This is a genomic window from Kitasatospora sp. NPDC056651 (genome assembly GCF_042792155.1).
In the GTDB taxonomy this organism is placed as follows: Bacteria; Actinomycetota; Actinomycetes; order Streptomycetales; family Streptomycetaceae; genus Kitasatospora.
The window spans coordinates 26,176-42,906 of record NZ_JBHTWX010000050.1 but is presented as its reverse complement, the minus strand read 5'-3'; the positions used below and the strand labels follow the sequence as shown (position 1 = coordinate 42,906).

17 protein-coding genes are annotated in these 16,731 nt (G+C 74.2%); 11 read left to right on the top strand and 6 right to left on the bottom strand.

The window, feature by feature from the left end; translation table 11 throughout:
- Positions 1 to 100: 100 nt before the first annotated feature.
- The 3 genes from ACFRAR_RS20515 to ACFRAR_RS20505 form a co-directional block, all read right to left on the bottom strand.
- Positions 101 to 1,393, bottom strand: a complete 1,293-nt coding sequence (locus tag ACFRAR_RS20515) for an MFS transporter (RefSeq protein WP_380699545.1) — start codon at positions 1,391 to 1,393, stop codon at positions 101 to 103.
- A gap of 197 nt (positions 1,394 to 1,590) precedes the next feature.
- Positions 1,591 to 1,758 (bottom strand): hypothetical protein, encoded by a 168-nt coding sequence (locus ACFRAR_RS20510; protein WP_380699544.1) that lies wholly within the window; start codon positions 1,756 to 1,758, stop codon positions 1,591 to 1,593.
- Positions 1,759 to 1,924: 166 nt separating this feature from the next.
- The gene (locus tag ACFRAR_RS20505) at positions 1,925 to 2,383 is read right to left on the bottom strand and encodes a PaaI family thioesterase (RefSeq protein WP_380699543.1); all 459 of its coding nucleotides are present in this window, start codon (positions 2,381 to 2,383) and stop codon (positions 1,925 to 1,927) included.
- 397 nt (positions 2,384 to 2,780) lie between these two features.
- Here ACFRAR_RS20505 and ACFRAR_RS20500 point away from each other — a divergent pair, with 397 nt between their 5' ends.
- The 8 genes from ACFRAR_RS20500 (at position 2,781) to ACFRAR_RS20465 (ending at position 10,681) form a co-directional block, all read left to right on the top strand.
- Entirely contained in the window at positions 2,781 to 3,500 is a 720-nt protein-coding gene (locus ACFRAR_RS20500) for a Phenylacetic acid catabolic protein (protein WP_380699542.1), read from the top strand.
- A 48-nt stretch (positions 3,501 to 3,548) separates the two neighbouring features.
- On the top strand, positions 3,549 to 4,667 hold the full coding sequence (locus tag ACFRAR_RS20495; RefSeq protein ID WP_380699541.1) for a radical SAM protein: 1,119 nt from the start codon (positions 3,549 to 3,551) through the stop codon (positions 4,665 to 4,667).
- Positions 4,668 to 4,723: 56 nt separating this feature from the next.
- Positions 4,724 to 4,978 (top strand): acyl carrier protein, encoded by a 255-nt coding sequence (locus ACFRAR_RS20490; RefSeq protein ID WP_380699540.1) that lies wholly within the window; start codon positions 4,724 to 4,726, stop codon positions 4,976 to 4,978.
- A complete protein-coding gene (locus ACFRAR_RS20485; RefSeq protein ID WP_380699539.1) occupies positions 4,975 to 6,324 on the top strand; it encodes a beta-ketoacyl-[acyl-carrier-protein] synthase family protein in 1,350 nt (449 codons plus the stop codon). Before ACFRAR_RS20490 ends, ACFRAR_RS20485 begins: the two co-directional genes overlap by 4 nt.
- A complete protein-coding gene (fabI, locus tag ACFRAR_RS20480) occupies positions 6,324 to 7,136 on the top strand; it encodes an enoyl-ACP reductase FabI (protein ID WP_380699538.1) in 813 nt (270 codons plus the stop codon). The genes ACFRAR_RS20485 and fabI overlap by 1 nt, the downstream gene beginning before the upstream one ends.
- Positions 7,133 to 8,101: a beta-ketoacyl-ACP synthase 3 gene (locus ACFRAR_RS20475; RefSeq protein WP_380699537.1), complete on the top strand. Its 969-nt coding sequence runs from the start codon at positions 7,133 to 7,135 to the stop codon at positions 8,099 to 8,101. The genes fabI and ACFRAR_RS20475 overlap by 4 nt, the downstream gene beginning before the upstream one ends.
- Complete coding sequence (locus ACFRAR_RS20470; protein ID WP_380699536.1) at positions 8,098 to 9,015, top strand: alpha/beta fold hydrolase; 918 nt, start codon at positions 8,098 to 8,100, stop codon at positions 9,013 to 9,015. The genes ACFRAR_RS20475 and ACFRAR_RS20470 overlap by 4 nt, the downstream gene beginning before the upstream one ends.
- Positions 9,016 to 9,130: 115 nt before the next feature.
- Positions 9,131 to 10,681, top strand: coding sequence for a long-chain fatty acid--CoA ligase (locus ACFRAR_RS20465; protein ID WP_380699535.1), 1,551 nt, complete (start codon positions 9,131 to 9,133; stop codon positions 10,679 to 10,681).
- A 66-nt stretch (positions 10,682 to 10,747) separates the two neighbouring features.
- Here the strand turns inward: ACFRAR_RS20465 and ACFRAR_RS20460 are convergent, their stop codons facing one another.
- Entirely contained in the window at positions 10,748 to 11,836 is a 1,089-nt protein-coding gene (locus ACFRAR_RS20460) for a branched-chain amino acid aminotransferase (RefSeq protein ID WP_380699534.1), read from the bottom strand.
- A 333-nt stretch (positions 11,837 to 12,169) separates the two neighbouring features.
- Here ACFRAR_RS20460 and ACFRAR_RS20455 point away from each other — a divergent pair, with 333 nt between their 5' ends.
- Positions 12,170 to 13,174, top strand: coding sequence for an alpha/beta fold hydrolase (locus ACFRAR_RS20455; RefSeq protein WP_380699533.1), 1,005 nt, complete (start codon positions 12,170 to 12,172; stop codon positions 13,172 to 13,174).
- A gap of 142 nt (positions 13,175 to 13,316) precedes the next feature.
- On the opposite strand, the gene ACFRAR_RS20450 is transcribed toward ACFRAR_RS20455, so the two are convergent.
- Positions 13,317 to 14,162 (bottom strand): universal stress protein, encoded by an 846-nt coding sequence (locus ACFRAR_RS20450; protein WP_380699532.1) that lies wholly within the window; start codon positions 14,160 to 14,162, stop codon positions 13,317 to 13,319.
- Between the two features lie 10 nt (positions 14,163 to 14,172).
- Positions 14,173 to 14,565, bottom strand: a complete 393-nt coding sequence (locus tag ACFRAR_RS20445; protein WP_380699531.1) for a DUF302 domain-containing protein — start codon at positions 14,563 to 14,565, stop codon at positions 14,173 to 14,175.
- Between the two features lie 267 nt (positions 14,566 to 14,832).
- Between ACFRAR_RS20445 and ACFRAR_RS20440 the strand changes: the two genes are divergently transcribed.
- Positions 14,833 to 15,780, top strand: a complete 948-nt coding sequence (locus tag ACFRAR_RS20440; protein ID WP_380699530.1) for an ABC transporter ATP-binding protein — start codon at positions 14,833 to 14,835, stop codon at positions 15,778 to 15,780.
- Positions 15,777 to 16,625 carry an ABC transporter permease gene (locus ACFRAR_RS20435; RefSeq protein ID WP_380699529.1) on the top strand — a complete coding sequence of 283 codons (849 nt, stop codon included), beginning with the start codon at positions 15,777 to 15,779 and terminating at the stop codon, positions 16,623 to 16,625. Before ACFRAR_RS20440 ends, ACFRAR_RS20435 begins: the two co-directional genes overlap by 4 nt.
- Positions 16,626 to 16,731: the final 106 nt, after the last annotated feature.

Sequence of the window (16,731 nt, the reverse complement as noted above, 5' to 3'; positions counted from 1 at the left end):
CCCGGTGAGGGAGGGGGAGCGGAGGTGTCGGTGGCGTGTACGGCGCGGGGGCGCCGGCGGTGCGGAGAAGCGTGAGGAAGCGCGGTGCGGAGCGGGGCGCTCAGCGGCGCCGGGTGCGGGACACCAGCACCAGGAAGCCGAGGGCCAGCACGATCGGGACGGAGTGCGAGACGCCGACCACGGTCAGCGGGCTGAGCAGGGCCAGCAGTGAGCCGCTCAGCAGCATCCCGGTGCCCATGCCGACGTTCTCGGCGGAGGCGAGGATGCCGAAGGCCTCGCCGCGCCGCTCGTCGGCGAGGGCCTGGATCCGGGTGGTGTAGGAGATCTCGGTGAAGCCGTCGCCGAGACCGGCGCCGATCGCGACCAGCAGGAAGAGCGGGGTCGGGAGCCCGGTGAAGACCAGGATGAAGCAGGCGGACATCAGGCAGGTGCCCAGCGCGAAGCCGCGCTCGCCGGGCTCGATCCCCCGTCGCAGCATGAACCGGGAGACCAGCTGCTGGGCGGCGAGGTTGCCGATCGCCCAGGTGGCCCAGAAGGTGCCGAGCAGCGCGGCCGGGTTCCCGGGGGAGGACTGGTTGGCGAAGACGGGCAGGCTGATGTTGTGGGCGGCCGAGCCGAAGGCGTCCAGCAGCCTGATCCCGGCCATGGCGCCCACCACCGGGGCGGCCCGCAGGACGACCAGGGCCTGCCAGCGGCTCCCGCGCGGCTTCTTCGCTTCCGTGGCCGGCTCGTCCGCCTCGGCGGCGGCCTCGTCCGGCCGGGCCGCGGCCTCGGCTTCGTCCGTCGGCGCGGCCCGGGTGGGCAGCGGCAACCGGAGCACCAGCGCCGCGAACAGCACGAAGCTGGCCGCGTCGATGAGCAGCGCGGCCCGGAAGCCGGCCCAGGCGACGACCACGCCGGCGGACGCGAAGCCCAGCACCATCGCGGTCGAACGGCAGCTCGCCATCAGGCTGTTGGCGTGGGCCCGGCGCTCGGTGCCGACCATCTCGGGGATGCTGGTCCGCAGTGCGACGGCGCACACCGCGGCCGCGCCGCCGAGGATGACGGCGAGCGGGTAGAGCACCGGAATGCGGGCCGAGGCCGGGGCGAGGGCCACCACGACCAGCGCGACCGCCTGGGCGAGCGCGCAGCCGGTCATCAGCCGCCGCCGTTCCAGCCGGGCCACCAGACGCCCGGCGACCAGGCCGCCGGCCAGGCCGCCGCCCAGTCGCAGGACCAGGTACCCGGCGGTGCCGAGCGCGTTCCCGGCGGCCTCGTAGGCGAACAGGCTCAGTGCGACCAGGTCGAGCTGGCTCCCGTAGGTGGAGAGGGCGTCGCCGGCGGCCAGCCGGTAGAACACCCGGGGCAGCTTGCCCGTGGCCTGGTTCGGTGTTTCCAACGCGGTGTCCGGCATTGTCTTCTCCCCGGGCCCGCCCTGCGGCAGCTCAGTGTGACATTGCGCTGCAACCTAGGGGTGGCCGGGTGGTGGATCAATGCCGAGAACAGTTCCTGTCCGAAACATCGTGCGTGCGGCCGACTTGAGATCACCTTTCACGCCACCCTGGCCGGTTGGCGGTGTACGGCCGGAGTGGCGGATGGTGCGGGGCAGGGTCAGCGGCGGCCGAAGAGCCGGCCGAACCAGCCCTTGCCGGTGCGGCCCTGTTCGGCGCAGTCGCACCGGTCGGACGTTCGCACCCCGGCCAGGACCTGCTCCACGTGCATCCCGCACCCGGCAAAGGTCGGCTTCCCGCAGGTGCGGCAGGTGACTCGTCGGCACATGTCGTTCTCCGTTCTCGAGGCCCCCAGGGGCGGGGCCACCCTTCCAATATACCCCGCCCGGTATTTTTCCGGCCGAGCCGGCCCGGCCGCGGCCGCCGGGGCCGGGCCGAGGCGGGGGAGGGGGAGTGGGGCGGCGGAGCGGGACGGGGGAGCGGGACGGGGGCGGTCAGACGGTCTCGGGGCGGACCGGCGGGATCGCGTAGGTCAGCGTGGCGCTGGCGACCAGGACGTCGTCGGCGTCCAGGAGCTCGGCCAGCACCACGCACAGCCGGCGCCCGAACTTGGCCGTCCTGGCGTGCACCCGCAGCGCCCCCGGCCGCGGCCGGTTCAGGAAGCTGATCTGCAGCGAGCTGGTCAGCGCCATCAGGGTGGGCCCGAGCCGGGCGTTGATCAGGAGGAACGCCGCCAGGTCGCACAGCCCGGCCTGCTCCGGGCCGGACACGGTGCCGCCCGGGCGGGTGCGCAGCCGGTCGCCGTCCACCGCCATGGTCAGGGTCCGGCTGTCCACCTCGGTCACCCGGCAGGCGGCGTAGTCGGGGAACTGGTCGGCGATCAGGTCATTGAGCTGAGCGGGGCCCAGCAGGACGTCGACGGTGGCGACCGCCGTGTTCGCATCGGTGGTCATGGGCCTCAGGGTATCCGTCGGCCGGACGGTACGGACGGGGCGGTCCAGGCCTGCTTCCGGCCAGCTTCGTTCGCCGTGGTCAACCGCCAAGATCCGTTACGGGCAGGGGAATTGCGCATGTCATTCCGGTGTCGCCGGAGCCGGAACCGTACCCTCCGGTGGCCCCGGGTGGCCGAATCCGCGCGGCACGATTCGTAAGGGACCTTGTTCGGCCCAAAATGCAGCCCCTACGCTCCGAGGAAGTTCAGCGGAGCCGGCGCGGATCTCCGCCGGCCGCCGACGGGTGGCCCCATTCTCCTGTGGTCGCCACCGAGGGCCTCAGTGAAAGCGGCCCCCGGTCATTCACCCTTCCCCTGTCCTGCTTCGGCGTCCTCTTTCAGAAACGGGGTGTTGTGCCATGGGAATTTCCGTTCCGGCCGACGAGGCGGTGGTGGTCCGCACTCCCGACGAGTTCCTCGCGATGCCGGAGGAGTACCGGGAGATCGCGATCCGCGGCATGGTGGTCAACACCGAGGGGGAGCTCTCCGGCGGTGACGACTACGTACAGGTCTTCCTGCCGCTGGCCCCCGACGCGGAGGAGCGGCAGGTCTGCGCCGAGCGCGCCGCCGAGGAGTACGACCACTACAAGATCGGCAAGCGGGTGCTCGCCGAGATCGGCGTCGACACCACCTACATGGAGGCGCAGACCCTCGCCGAGCGGAACCTGTTCCGCGCCCAGGAGTTCCACACCTGCACCACCTGGGCCGAACGCGGCATCTTCTCCTACATCGGGGAGGAGACCGCGATGGTGATGATCTCCGAATTCGCGCAGAGCAGCTACCGGCCCTGGGCAGACGCGGTGCGCACGATCATCCTCGACGAGAAGGTGCACATCGCCCACGGCGCCCGGGTGTGCCGCAACCTCGCCGCCACCGACGACGGCCGCGAGCAGCTCCAGCAGGCCCTGGACCGGCTGTGGCCGACGTTCGTCCGGATCTTCGGCAGCCCGCGCTCCGAACGCGCCCGGCTGGCCGTCCGCTTCGGGCTGCGGCAGACCACCAACGGCCAGGCCTGCGACCTGTGGCGGGAGAAGGTCACCCCGCGCATCAACAACCTCGGTCTGCGCCTCCCGGAGTAGCGGGAGCAGCAGCACGCCGATCCCGCGACTCCCGAGGAGCCCACCGCCATGGCCACACCCGTCACCATCGAACAGCGCCCGCTGAGCCGCCGGGAGGCGAAGGCGCGCACCGCCGAACTCATCGCCGACCGGCCCGACCTGGCCGAACGCCTGCACCGGCTGCGCCGGCTGGGGCGCGAGGTCCGCTCCTGCGAGGTCCACCTCACCAACACCTGCAACATCCGCTGCAAGGGCTGTTGGTACTTCGAGGGCGGCTTCGACACGGCCGTCAAGGAGCTGTCGGACCTGGACCGCATCCGGGCCTTCGCCCGCAAGCTGGCCGACGACGGCGTCAACCAGGCCACCCTGATCGGCGGCGAGCCGACCCTCGTCCCGCGCCGGGTGGAGGCCTTCGTCGAGCAGCTGCCGTACATCACCATCTCCACCAACGGCCTGCGCCCGATGCCCAAGCAGGGCTTCGAGAAGATCGCCATCGCGGTCAGCATCTTCGGCGGCGGCCCGCTGGACGACGACCTGCGGGCGATCCGGGTCAACGGCTCCACCTTCACCGGACTGTTCGACACGGCGCTCTCGCACTACCGGGACGACCCGCGGGTGCTGTTCATCTACGCGCTCTCCGAGGCCGGGGTCGAGCACATCGAGCCCACTGTGCGGAAGATCGCCGACAACGGGAACATCGTCACCTTCAACTTCTACAGCGAGCACGGCACCGAGACCCCGCTGAAGATCGCCAACGAGCAGCGGGTGCTGGACGAGGCGCAGCGGGTCAAGGAGCTGTACCCGCAGGCGGTGGTGAGCCACCCGTACTTCATCCGGACCCTGGTCACCGGCCGGACGCACTGGGGCGGCCGGTTCGGCTACGACGTCTGCCCCAGCCTCAGCGTCGACGCCCCCGAGCACGAGGACCGGGTCGCCAACGGCAACCCGGTCATCCCCGGCTTCAACGTCTGGGGCGCGGACTACGAGTCGCTCCAGTTCTGCTGCACCTCCGGCGACTGCGGCGGCTGCCGGGACAGCCAGGCCGTCTACAGCTGGCTGGTGGTCAGCGCCAACCGCTTCCTGGACGACGCCGCCCGGCTGGAACAGTGGCTGGACATCGCCGAGAGCTACTGGCGGCAGTGGCACTGGGCGCCGTACCACGTCAGCAAGGCCGGTCCCGCCGCCTGAGCCCGTCCGCCCGGCCCCCGCCCCACCACCACCGCCCCGCGCGGACGAGGAGAGCCATGCCCGAGACACTGGACCGCACCGCCATCGACACCTTCGTCATCGACGCCCTGGTCGACCTCGGCGTCGAACGCGAGGCCATCGTCGACGACGCCGCCCTGGACGAACTGGAGATCGACTCGCTCGACATGGTCGAGCTCAGCCAGTCCATCCGCAAGCAGCTCGGCATCCCGGTGAAGCCGAAGGACTTCGACCGGCTGTACACCGTCGGCGAGGTGCTCGACCTGTGCCGCCGCAAGGCCGGGCTGGAGTGAGGCCCCGGGCCGTCGTCACGGGCCTCGGCGCGGTCACCCCGCTCGGCGTGGGAGCCGACGAGCTGCACCGGCGCGCGGTCGCGGGCGAGAGCGGGCTCGCCGACGGGCTCGGGCTGTGCCGGGACTTCCGGCCCGCCGACCACCTGTCGCGCCAGCGGATCCGCCGCACCGACCGCTTCACCCAGCTCGCGCTGGTGGCCGCCGCGGAGGCCCTGACCCAGGCGGGATGGACGGACGGCCCGCTGCCCCACCCCGCCGAGCGGATCGCCTGCGTGGTGGGCTGCGCGCTCGGCGGGACGGCGAGCTTCGAGAGCCAGGGCGAGGTGCTGCGCGGCCAGGGCGGGGACTTCGTCTCCCCGCTCATGGTGCCCGCCATGATGGCCAACGCCGCGGCCTCGCAGATCGCCCAGCGCCACGGCTTCCGCGGCGAGGCGATCTGCGTCGCCTCGGCGTGCAGCAGCGCCACCCAGGCGATCGGCACCGCCCTGCTGCTGCTCGCCGCCGGCGCCGCCGACGCGGTCGTGGTCGGCGGCGCCGAGGCCTCCACCTCCCCCCTGGTGCGGGCCGCCTTCCGGACCGCCGGCGCCCTCTCCGAGAGCGGCCGCTCGGTGCCCTTCGACCGTGACCGGGACGGCCTGCTGATCGGTGAGGGCGCCGGAATCCTGGTCCTGGAGACCGCGGCCGGCGCCGCCGCCCGGGGCGCCACCGTGCTCGGCGAGGTGCTCGGCTACGGCGCAACCTGCGACGCCCACCACCTCACCGCCCCCGACCCGACCGGCGCGCCCGCCGCCCGGGCCGTCACCCTCGCCCTCGACGCGGCCGGCGTCACCCCCGCCGACCTCGGCTACCTCAACGCGCACGGCACCGGCACCGTCCTCAACGACCGGTCGGAGTGCGAGGCGCTGCGTCTGGCCCTCGGACCGGCCCTGGAGACGGTCCCGCTGTCCTCCACCAAGTCCTGCACCGGCCACCTCTTCGGCGCGGCCGGCGCGGTGGAGGCCATCGCCACCCTCCAGGCGCTGCGCCACGCCACCGCCCCGCCCACCGTGGGGCTGCGCGAGCCGGACGAGAGGCTCGGCCCGCTCAACCTGATCGGCCGGGCCACCCCGCTCGCCGCCCCCGCGCTGCCCGGCGGCCGCCGGGTCGGGCTCTCCACCTCCTTCGGGTTCGGCGGGCACAACGCGGCCCTGGTGCTGGCGGCGGCCGAGGCACCCGGGACGGCCGGGACGACCAGTACGGCGGAGATGACCAGTGCGGCCGGGACGACCAGGACGACCAGGAGGGCCGGTACGACCAGCGCGACCGGTACGACCGGTACCACCGGCGCGACGAAAGGCCAGGAGTGATGCTCGGCTTCCACGGACGCCGCTATCTGATCACCGGGGTGCTCAACCAGGACTCCATCGCCTGGCACACCGCCAGGGCGCTCCAGGAAGCGGGCGCGGAGGTCCTGCTCACCGGCTTCGGCCGGGCCCGGCGGATCACCGAGAAGGCGGCCGGCGTCCTGCCCCGCCCGACCGAGGTGCTGGAGCTGGACGTCACCCGGCCCGAGGACTTCGCCCGGCTGGCCGAGGAGCTGGAGCAGCGCTGGGGCGCAGTCGACGGAGTGCTGCACGCCGTCGCCGCCGCCCGGCAGACGGCGCTGAGCGGCAACTTCCTCACCACCCCGCCGGAGGCCGCCGGCCTCGCCCTGCACACCGCCGCCGTCTCGCTGCACTCGCTGGCCACCGCCCTGGCCCCGCTGCTCGGCGCGGACGGGCGGCGCGGCAGCGTCGTCGGCCTGGACTTCGACGCCAGCGGCGCCTGGGCCGGCTACGACTGGATGGGGGTGAGCAAGGCCGCCCTCGGCGCCGTCTGCCGATACCTGGCGATGTACCTCGGCCCGTCCGGCATCCGGGTGAACCTGGTGGCGGCCGGCCCGGTGGAGACCGTCGCCGGGCAGGCGATCAGCACCTTCGACCGGATCGCCGACCGCTGGCAGGCCGAGGCCCCGCTCGGCTGGGACCGCACCGACCCGGCCGTGGTCGTCGGACCGGTGCTGTTCCTGCTCTCCGACCTCGCCGTGACCGTCAGCGGGGAGATCCTGCACGCCGACGGCGGGATGCACGCCGTCCGGATGGGCACCGGTCCGGCCTTCGCGGAAGGAGGCGCGGCATGACGGCCGCCATCGTCGGCGTGGGCGCCGCACTGCCCGAACGCGTCGTCCCCAACGCGCACTTCGAACGGATCGGCGCCTCGCCGGAGTGGATCGTCAAACGGACCGGCATCGAGGAGCGCCGCTTCCTCGAACCGGACGGCCGGCTCGCCGACCTCGTGGTGGCCGCCGCCGAGCAGGCGCTGCGCGGCTCCGGGCGCGCCGCCGCGAGCATCCGGCACGTCGTGGTCGCCACCATCACCCCCGACCGGGTCACCCCCGGGGTGTCGGTGGAGGTCGCCGCCCGGCTCGGCATGCCCCAGGCCACCGCCTTCGACCTGCACGCGGCGTGCGCCGGGTTCGTCTACGGCCTCGACCACGCCGCCGCGCTGATCGAGACCGGCCGGGCCGAGGCGGTGCTGGTCTGCGGCGCCGACGCGCTGACCCGGATCACCGACCACGAGGACCGCGGCACCGCGGTGCTGCTCGCCGACGGCGCCGGCGCCGCCGTGGTGGCCGACGTGCCCGGCGCGCCCGACCCGTGCTTCTCGCTCGGCAGCGACGGCGAGCACATCCCGCTGCTCTACGCCGACCGGCAGGAGCGCAAGCTGCGGATGGACGGGCGTGAGGTGTTCGACCACGCGGTGGAGAAGATGTCCGCCGCCACCCGCGAGGTGCTCACCCGGCGCGGTCTGACCTGCGAGGACCTCGACCTGTTCGTCGCCCACCAGGCCAACGCCCGGATCGTGCGGGCGGTCGGCAAGGAGGTGGGGCTGCCCCCGGAGCGGCTCTACCTGAACGTCCACCGGGTCGCCAACACCTCGGCCGCCTCGATCCCGCTGGGCCTGACCCACGCCCGCGAGGAGGGCCTGCTGGACGGCCCGAAGCTGCTCGGGCTGGCCGCCTTCGGCGCGGGCATCACCTGGGGCGCCGGGGTGATCGGCTGGCGGCCGGGTGCCGGTTCCGGTACCCGGGAGGCACGGACGTGAAGACCCCCCGGTTCCCCGTGATCGCCGAGATCGCCGCGCCGGACGGCGCCCACCTCACCGTGCGGGCGCTGGCCCGGCCGGAGCCCGCCGCCCCGGTGGTGGTCGTCCTGCCGGCGATGGGGACGGCCGCCCGGCACTACACCCCGCTGGTCCGCGCGCTGCACGCGGCGGGCCTCAGTGTGGCCACCTGCGACCTGCGCGGCCACGGCGAGAGCCGTCCGGTGCCGGGGCGTGGGGTCGCCTTCGGCTTCCGCGAGCTGGTGGAGCACGACTTCGGGGCCGTGCTCGACGCGGTGGCCGGGGCGTTCCCGCACGCGCCGCGCCTGCTGCTCGGGCACAGCCTGGGCGGGCAGCTGGCCCTGGTGCACTGCGGCGTGTACCGGCCCGAGGTCGCCGGGGTGGTGCTGGTGGCCAGCGGATCGGCCTGGTACCGGACCTTCGGGGCCCGGGCGGGCCTGCGGCGACTGGTGCTGAGCCAGTTCTCGATCGTCGCCTCGGCGGCGCTCGGCCACTGGCCGGGCGAGCGCTTCGGCTTCGGCGGCCGCGAGTCGCCCCGGCTGATGCGGGACTGGGCCCGGCAGATGCGCACCGGCCGCTACCGGGTGCGCGGCGCGGTCACCGACTACGAACGGGCGCTGGCGCGGGTCGACCTGCCGGTGCTGGCCGTGGACGTCCAGGGCGACGAGCTCGCGCCGCCGCGCGCCGTCGACCACCTGTGCGCCAAGCTGCCCGCGGCGCGGGTGGAGCGCTGGAGCTACACCGCCGAGCTGACGGACGGCCGCCCGCTGGACCACTTCCGCTGGATCCGGCACAACCGGGGGCTGGTGGAGCGGATCGCCCCGTGGATGCTGGCCGCCGCGGCGGGTGCCGAGGACAGCGCCGCCCCGCACGGTGGCGTCCGTCCGACCGTATGACGATGAGGACCCGCCCCTGAGGAACGACCACCCCGAGGAACGACCAGCCTGAGGAACGACCAGCCTGGGGAACGACGATCCCCGAGGAACGACCCGCCGCCCGAGGAGCGCCCGCATGCCCACCCCTGCCGACCCGTCCGACGCGGACCCCGGCCTTCCGCACGGCGTCCCCGACCTGCTGACCGCGACGGCCGCGCGCTGCCCGGAGCGTCCCGCCCTCCGGCTCGACGAGGAGGTGCTGACCTTCGCCGAGCTGGACGCGCTCAGCGCCCGGGCCGCGCACTGGCTGGCCGCGCTCGGCGTCGCGCCCGGCGACCGGGTGGCCGTCCTGCTGCCCAACGTGCCGGACTTCGCGGTGCTGTACTACGGCATCCTGCGCGCCGGGGCGGTGGTCGTCCCGATGAACCCGCTGCTGAAGGCCCGGGAGATCGAACACTGCCTCGCCGACGCCGACGCCGCCCTGCTGCTCACCCGGCAGGCCGGTGCCGGGGAGGCGGCCGAGGGCGCCCGGCGCGCCGGGACCAGGCTGGTCGCCGTCGAGCCGGGCGCCCTCGCCGCGACGCTCGCCGAACAGCCGGCCGACCTGTCGGCCGACCTGCCGGGAGCCGTGGCACACGGGGGAGCGGACACCGCGGTCATCCTCTACACCTCCGGCACCACCGGGGTGCCCAAGGGCGCCGAGCTGACCCACCGCAACCTCGTCCGCAACGTCCGGGCGGGCGTGCGGGTGCTGGCCCTGGGCGAGGGGGACGTGGTCTTCGGCGGGCTGCCGCTGTTCCACTCCTTCGGCCAGGTGATCGGCCTCAACTGCGCGGTGGCCGTCGGGGCCTGCCTGACCCTGGTGCCGCGCTTCGACCCGCTGGCCGCGCTCTCGATGGTCCAGCGCGACCGGGTGAGCGTCTTCCTCGGCGTCCCGACCATGTACACCCTGCTGCTGAACCACCCGCGGCGCACCGAGTTCGACGTCTCCTCGCTGCGGGTGGGCCTGTGCGGCGGCGCGCCGACACCGCCGGAGGTGCTGCGCGGCTTCGAGGCCGAGTTCGGCTGCACGGTGCTGGAGGGCTACGGGCTGTCCGAGTCCTCGCCGCTGGCCTGCGTCAACCGGAGCGACCGGGAGCGGATCGCGGGCACCATCGGCATCCCGATCGAGGGCGTGGAGATGCGGATCGTCGACGAGTCCGACCGGGAGGTCCCGGACGGCACCGTCGGCGAGGTGGTGATCCGGGGCCACAACGTGATGAAGGGCTACTGGCGCCGGCCGGACACCACCGCGCGGACCGTCCGGGACGGCTGGCTGCACACCGGGGACCTCGGCACCCGGGACGAGCGCGGCGACTTCCGGATCGTGGACCGCCGCAAGGACGTCATCATCCGCGGCGGCTTCAACGTCTACCCGAGGGAGGTGGAGGACGTGCTGTACGAGCACCCGGCCGTGGCCGAGGCCACGGTGGTCGGCGTCCCCCACCCCACCCACGGTCAGGAGGTCGCCGCCGCCGTGGTGCTGCGCCCCGGCGCCCCGGCCACCCCGGAGGAGATCCGCGACTTCGTCCGGGAACGGGTGGCCCCGCACAAGTACCCGCGGCTGGTCTGGACCGTCGACGCGCTGCCCAAGGGGGCGACCGGGAAGATCCTCAAGCGCGAGGTCGTCGTGCCCGAGGGGATCTGAGCCGGCCCGGGGGGATCTGCGCCGGCCCGGGGGAGGGCGGCCCGGGAGGGCCGCCCTCTGGGGGGATCAGACGACCCGGCGCATCCAGCCGTGGACGTCCTCGGCGCGCCCGTACTGGACGTCCAGCACGTGCTCGCGGATCGCGATGGTCTGCTTGCCGGGCGTGCCGTTGCCGATGGTGAACTCGTAGCCCTCGCCCTTGAACCCGACGATCGGGGTGACCACCGCGGCCGTCCCGGCGGCGAACACCTCGGTGACGGTGCCGTCGGCGGCACCGGAGCGCAGCTCGGAGAGGGTGACCGAACGCTCCACCGGGGTCAGCCCGAACTCGCCCGCGAGGGCCAGGATCGAGTCCCTGGTCACCCCGTCGAGGATGTTGCCCAGCGCCGGGGTGACCAGCTCGCCGTCCGAGGTGACCAGGCACAGGTTCATCGTGCCGGACTCCTCCAGGTCGCCCTCGCCGCCGGTCTCGTCCAGGAACAGCACCTGGTCGCAGCCGTGCTTCCGGGACTCCAGCTGCGCGGCCAGGCTGGAGGCGTAGTTGCCGCCGCACTTGGCGGCGCCGGTGCCGCCCCGCCCGGCGCGGGTGTAGTTGCTGCTGACCCAGAGGGTGATGCCGGTGACGCCGCCGGCGAAGTACGGGCCGGCCGGGCTGGCGATGACCGAGTAGGCGATCTGCTCGGCGGGCCGGACGCCGAGGAAGGCCTCCGCGGCGAACATGAACGGCCGCAGGTAGAGGCTCTTCTCGTCGGCCGCGTCCGGCACCCACGCCTCGTCCGCGCGGACCAGCTCCTCGACGCTGGCGAGGAAGTCCTCCTCGGGCAGCACCGGCAGGGCGAGCCGCTCGGCGGAGCGGGCGAAGCGGCGGGCGTTGAACTCCGGGCGGAACAGCCAGACGCTGCCGTCGGCGTGGCGGTACGCCTTCAGCCCCTCGAAGATCTCCTGGGCGTAGTGCAGCACGGCCGCGCTCGGGTGCAGCGAGTACGGCACCAGCGCGCCGACCTTGCGGTCGTGCCAGCCCTCGGCGGGCGTCCAGGTGGCCGAGGCCATGTGGTCGGTGAAGTGCTTGCCGAAGCCCGGCGCGGCGAGGATGGTGCGTCGCTCCTCCTCGGGGACGGGACCGGTCGTCCGGAACAGAGGGAAAGCGCGACTCATCGTCAACTCCTCGAAACCGCTGTGGAATCTGTGCGAACCGGCGCCAACCATCAGCGCCATACCCGTCATGCTAACGGTCGTCAGCCGGACGTGATACGGCCCGGCCCGGCCGGCCTCCGGGCCGGCGCCCGTTCGCGCGGCACTTCCGCGCCGTCGGGAGCCGGTTTCCGCCCGGGTCCGCGACCGGCGCCGTCACCCGCCAAACCCGGTCGCGCCGCACCGGAACCCGAACAGCGGTGCGGATTCACCCGCGTGCACAGGGTGATGTGCCGCCCCGGCGAGTGTGTGAGCAGGCTGGTTCCAGCCCCCCAACCTCTCCGAAGGGCAGGAACCATGGGCATATCGCTGTCCCGCCGCTCGATCTCCTCCGCCGTCACCGTGGCGCTCGCGGCCTGCGCGGTCGCCGTCACGGCCGCACCCGCGCCGGCCGCCGAGGCCGGTGGGCGACCGGGCGGAGGAGGGAAGCCGACGGTCGTCCTGATCCACGGAGCCTTCGCCGACGCCTCCGGTTGGAACGACGTCGCCGCGAGCCTCCTGGACGACGGGTACGACGTCCTCGCCCCGCCGAACGAACTGCGCGGTCTGGCCAGTGACGCCGCCGACGTGGCCAGTCTGCTCAAGAGCATCAAGGGCCCGATCGTGCTGGCCGGCCACTCCTACGGCGGAGCCGTCATCAGCCAGGCCGCCGCCGGGAACCCGAACGTGAAGGCCCTGGTCTACGTGTCGGCGTTCGCGCCCGACGTGGGCGAGTCCCCGGCCGAGCTGTCGACGAAGTTCGCCGGCAGCGACCTCGCCGCCGCGCTCAACCAGATCCCCTTCACGGACCGCGTCGGCAGCGGGACCGACCTGTTCATCCAGGGCGAGAAGTTCCGCTCCGTCTTCGCCGGCGACCTGCCCGAGTCCCGGACCCGGCTGATGTCCGCCGAGCAGCGACCGGTCACCCTGGCCGGGTTCGCCGAGAAGGCCACCGCCGCCGCCTGGCGCGACATCCCGTCCTGGTTCGTCGTCTCCCGGCAGGACAAGGCGATCGCCCCCGACCTGGAGCGCTTCGAGGCCAGTCGCGCCAAGTCGCGCACCGTCGAGATCGACTCCTCGCACGTGTCGATGATGTCCCACCCCGATGTCGTCGTCCGCCAGATCCGCGAGGCCGCCGGCGCCGCCGATGACGGCCGTGGCCGTGGTGGTGCCCCCGGGGGCGGTGGTGGCGGGGCCCCGGCAGAGCTCGCGGCCACCGGCTCCCACGGCCAGGCGGTCGCCGCGGTGGGCGCCGTCGGTGCCGCCGCGCTGCTGTCCGGCGCGGCGCTCACCCGCTTCGCCCGCCGCCGCGGCACCCGCTGAGCGACCGGCCCGGCAGGCCGGACGGGCGGCTCCGGGAGTCCCTCCCGGCCGTCCGCCCGGCCGGTCCGGCTCATCGCGGGATCGTCGAACGCGCCCGCGCCCGGCCGGGGCGCGCGGCCGGACGCCCCCGTACGGACCGGGGTCAGGCGTGCGGGACCAGCGCGACCGGGCAGCGGACGTGGTGGACCGCGGCGTGCGCGACCGGCCCCAGGTGGGCACCGAGCAGGGTCCGGCGGACGCGGCGGCCGACCACGAGCAGCCGGGCGTCGGCCGCCGCGTCCACCAGGGCGACGGAGGCGCTGCCGCGGACCAGGTCGCCGGTCACCGCCACCTCGGGGTGGCGCTCCCGCCAGGGGTCGACCAGCTCGGCGAAGCGGGCGCGCTCCACCGAGGACAGCGCCCCCGTCAGGCCGCCCATCGCCTCCAGCGCCGTGTACTGGCTGCCGACCGGCGGCGACCAGACGTGCACCACCCGCAGCGGGGCCCGGCGCCGCACCGCCGCGTCGAAGGCGAAGGCCAGCACGTCGTCCATGGAGTGCGCCAGGTCCAGGCCCACCAGCACCGGGCCCGCCGACTCGGCCGGCTCCGCCCGGACCAGCACCACCGGGCAGCTCGCCCGGCGCAGCACCTCCTGGCTCACCGAACCGACCAGGAAGCCGCGCACCGGGCCCAGGCCGCGGGAGCCGAGGACGAGCAGCGAGGCCGTGTTCCCGGCGGCCTCCAGCGCCTCGGCCGGATCGGTCGGGACGATCGCGGAAGTGACCGGGCCGTCCCCGGCGGCGGCACGCAACTCCGCCGCCCGGAGTTCCAGCCGGTCCAGGGCCTGCCGGTACGTCTCCTCGCTGCCGACCACGTCCCGGTGCGGCCACGGCCAGGCCTGGAGGAGGTCGAGCGGGCAGTCGCGGCGCTGCGCCTCGCGCGCCGCCCACTCGGTGGCGGTGACGCTCTCGGGTGAGCCGTCGAATCCGACGACGACGGGTCCGGTCATGGCCGCCTCCTCATCCACGCAGCTCGTTCAGGGCGGCGTTCAGCCGCTGTGCCGCCTCGTCCGCCACCTCGCCCAGCCCGCCCCCGGGGCCGGCCAGGGTGACCATGGTCTGCGGGTCGACGGCCTCCACCACCGTGCCGTCGCCGTCCGCCCGGACCACCACGTTGCAGGGCAGCAGCAGCCCGATGCGGCGGTCGGCCTGGAGCGCGCGGTGGGCGAGGGCCGGGTTGCAGGCGCCGAGGATCAGGTAGTCCTCGACCTCCACGCCGATCTTCTCGCGCAGGGTCGCCCGGACGTCGATGGTGGTCAGCACGCCGAAGCCCTGTTCCCTGAGCGCGGCGGTGACGGCCTCCACCGCCTGTGCGAACGGCCGGTCGAGTCGTACGCCGAGACCGTAGTCCATGCTTCCTCCCGGGGATCGCGGCCCTGCGGCCCGCCGTCGGACCCGTCCGCGGGCCGACGACAGGCCCCAGTATCGGCGGCCCCCGGCCCCGCCGCCTGTCGGCCGGACGGTGCGCCGCCCTGCCGGGGTGGGGTGCCGGGGTGGTACCGCGGTACTACGCGTACGTCGATGATCGGCCCCCGGTACCACGGATCGGAGCCGTCTCCGCACTTAGCGTGGAGGTCGACGGCGGCCGGACGGACCGGCCCCGGAGCACTGGGGTGAGCGATGATCGAGGCGCACCAGCTGACGAAGCGGTACGGGGAGAAGACCGCCGTGGACCGGCTGGACTTCACGGTCCGGCCGGGGACGGTGACGGGCTTCCTCGGGCCGAACGGCGCGGGAAAGTCCACCACGATGCGGATGATCGTCGGGCTGGACGCGCCCACCGGCGGGTCGGTGCGGGTGAACGGCCGCCGCTACGCCGAGCACGCGGCGCCGCTCCAGGAGGTCGGCGCCCTGCTGGAGGCCAAGTCCGTCCACCCGGGCCGCTCGGCCTTCAACCACCTGATGGCCCAGGCCCACACCCACGGCATCCCCCGCCGCCGGGTCGAGGAGGTCATCGAGCTGACGGGGCTGTCCCCGGTGGCCCGCAAGCGCGCCGGGGCGTTCTCGCTCGGCATGGGCCAGCGGCTCGGCATCGCCTCCGCCCTGCTGGGGGATCCGGCCACGGTGATGCTGGACGAGCCGGTCAACGGCCTCGACCCCGAGGGCGTCCTGTGGATCCGCAACCTGCTCACCTCGCTGGCCGCCGAGGGCCGTACCGTCTTCGTCTCCTCGCACCTGATGAGCGAGATGGCGCTGGTCGCCGACCACCTGATCATCGTCGGGCGCGGCCGGCTGCTGGCCGACACCACCGTGCAGGACCTGGTCCGCGAGGCCGGCGGCGACGCGGTCAAGGTGGTCAGCGCCGATCCGGCCCGGCTGCGCACCGCGCTGACCGGCCCCGGGGTGGAGATCACCGGCCGGGCCGGCTCGGAGGAGCTGCTGGTCACCGGGCGCACGGCCCGCGAGATCGGCCTGACGGCCGCCGAGCAGGGCATCGCCCTCTTCGAGCTCACCCCCCGGACGGTCTCCCTGGAGGAGGCGTTCATGGACCTGACCCGAGACGCCGTCGAGTACCACGGCACCACCACCGTCGGCACCGCCGCGGAACCCCCGAGGAGCGTGGCATGAGCACCATCGCACCGAGCCAGCCGTCCGCGTCCGCCGAGCTGCGCCCCGCACGCCCCGCCTACAAGGTGACGGCGGCGCGGGTGCTGCGCTCCGAGTGGGCGAAGCTGTGGTCCCTGCGCTCCACCTGGATCACCCTCGGGCTGTCCCTGCTCTTCCTGGTCGGCTTCGGCCTGATCGCCGCGTACCAGTTCAAGTCGCGGATGACGTCCGGCCGCCCGATGGACCGGGACTTCGCGAACGCGAGCACGCTGAGCCTGTCGCTGTTCGGCACCAACTTCGCCCAGCTGGCCCTCGGCGTCCTCGGTGTGCTGGTCGCCGCCGGGGAGTACTCGACGGGCATGATCCGCTCCACCCTGGCCGCCGTGCCGCGCCGGCTGCCGGTGCTCTGGTCCAAGGCCGCCGTGTACGGGCTGATCGCGCTGGTGCTCGGCACCGCCGGGGTGTTCGCCGTCTTCGTCGCCGACAGCGGCGTCCTCTCCGGCACCCGCGCGGCGATGACGCTCTCCGACGCCGGGGTGGTGCGGGGCCTGCTGGGCGCCGGGCTCTACCTGGCACTGGTCGGCGTGATCGGCGTGGCGCTCGGCGCGCTGCTGCGCTCGGTGGCCGGCGGCATCGCGGTGCTGGTGGCCACGCTGATGCTGGTCCCCGGTCTGACGTCGCTGCTGCCCAGCTCCTGGCAGAACCACATCAGCCCCTACCTGCCCAGCCACGCGGGCGAGGCGATGTTCGCCCTGCAGCACGACTCGACCACGCTCTCGCCGACGGCCGGCCTGGTCGTCTTCCTCGGCTGGACGGTCCTCGCCCTCGTCGCGGCGGCCGTGCGGCTGGTGCGCACCGACGCCTGAGAGACTCGACGGCGAGACCATCCGTCGCGGGGCCGGGGGCCCCCGCCCCCCCCCCCAGAACACCAACGCCCCCCCCCCCCCCGGCGTTCCCCCCCATAAGCAGCAA